At 29.7% G+C, this 1,656-nt stretch carries 2 protein-coding genes; both read left to right on the top strand.

Annotated features, from left to right (window positions below; translation table 11 throughout):
- Positions 1-147 precede the first annotated feature (147 nt).
- The gene (locus JK139_RS15365; RefSeq protein WP_218332164.1) at positions 148-327 is read left to right on the top strand and encodes a bacteriocin; all 180 of its coding nucleotides are present in this window, start codon (positions 148-150) and stop codon (positions 325-327) included.
- A gap of 363 nt (positions 328-690) precedes the next feature.
- Entirely contained in the window at positions 691-1,608 is a 918-nt protein-coding gene (locus tag JK139_RS15360; RefSeq protein WP_317196318.1) for a thioredoxin domain-containing protein, read from the top strand.
- The last annotated feature ends 48 nt before the right edge of the window (positions 1,609-1,656 follow it).

The raw sequence follows: 1,656 nt of genomic DNA, 5'->3' as shown, positions 1-1,656 counted from the left end.
TATAGTTTTAACTTACTGCTAATTTAAAAATTGTAGGGCTTCCCCTACACATACTATTCAAAAATTGTTTATATTTTAGGTTACCTAAGCGCAAGGGTTGCCTGTGGAGGTGCATAGGTATATTTTTTAACTTTTAACTTTTTAAAAATGAAACCTTTGACTAAAGAAGAAATGAAACAAATTTTAGGAGGTTATGTTGCTATTAGTAATTCAGGTTGTGGTCAAGACTGTTCAGGAACTAGTTGTATTACTAATGATTCAAACCCAACGTCTGGTACTTGTTATGCTTCTAGTGCAGGTAAATGCTACTGTGTAGCAGTTTACTAAACTTTTATTGTTTAATTATTACCATAGTGTTTTTCAATTGAACACTATGGTTTTTTATTTTATTGAAAGAACTTATTATATTTTTTAAGTTTTTTTTGCTACATTATATTAATTATGTGTATTAACTAGAAACTGTGAATTATGTTTACTAAACACTTCATTCTTTTAATATCTGTTATTTTAATTGTTTTTTTAACAAGTATTCAAAGTAAAGGTCAAGTGGTTGATTCTTTTACCTTAAATATTGGTGACGCCGCACCCAAAATTGAAATAAGTAAATGGTTAAAATGTACTCCTTTACATAGTTTTGAACCCGGTAAGCTGTATGTAATTGAATTTTGGCCAACCTGATGCAAACCTTGTATTGCTTCAATGCCACATCTTTCAGAATTTGCAAGAAACCACGCTAATGAAATTAGTGTCATATCAATAGCAGTTTATGAAAAAAATATGCCCTTAAATAAAATACAAAAATTTGTTGATAGTATGGGTAATCGCATGGATTTTTCAGTGGCCGTTGATAAAAATCAACAAATGGTAGAGAACTGGTTACAAGCAACCGGAAATACCGCCATTCCTAAAATTTTTATTATTAATGAACATGGACAGATTGCATGGTTTGGACATCCTTATTATTTAGATTCAGTGGTGGCCAAAATCATGAACCATCAATGGGATATACAAAAGGCTTCCGCTGAAGTAAAAATGCAGCGTCATTTGAACAAATTTATAGATTCAATTCAGACCGCTTTTTTTGATTATGCCCAAGCTTTTAATGATAGTGAAATTAATGTTTTACAAAATCAATACCATGTTACTAATTTATTTGCTAATTCAAAAAAGCCTGATAAAGTATTATTCTATATGAATAAATTTATTCAACAAGAACCTGGTATAAAATATGATGAATACATAGTTATGAAAAAATTACAAGCCTTAATAAAAATTAATATGCAGGAGGCATTAGAATATGCTAAAGAAATATTGAACTTGCCGCCTGATAAGGTTCCGGCTAGTGCTATTATATTAGTATTAAAAAATAACCAGTCAAAATATAAATTTTCACAAGAAATGAATGCAATTGGTGCTGAAGCCTATGAAATCTACATTAAGCATATAATTTACCCTGATTTAGTTCATACACTAAAATATTACCATGAAATGACTGAATTTTATTGGTTAGCAAAAAATAAAGACCAGGCCATTGATTCAGAAATAAATGCTATTCGTATTTTAAAAAATCATCCCGATTTTTCTCCTGACTTGTCCGCCTTTCCATAATCCAAACAAATAGTTTCTGATAATCAACTACTTATGATACTTTTTATC

The sequence above is a fragment of the Hydrotalea lipotrueae genome, from assembly GCF_019249625.1.
Classification (GTDB): domain Bacteria; phylum Bacteroidota; class Bacteroidia; order Chitinophagales; family Chitinophagaceae; genus Hydrotalea; species Hydrotalea flava.
The sequence above is the reverse complement of the archived record's forward strand: the minus strand, read 5'-3'. Positions and strand labels throughout refer to the sequence as shown.

What these genes read in the sequence shown, in the direction of transcription:
- JK139_RS15365 (WP_218332164.1), top strand. Translation starts at nt 148, where the DNA reads ATGAAACCTTTGACTAAAGAAGAAATGAAACAAATTTTAGGAGGTTAT.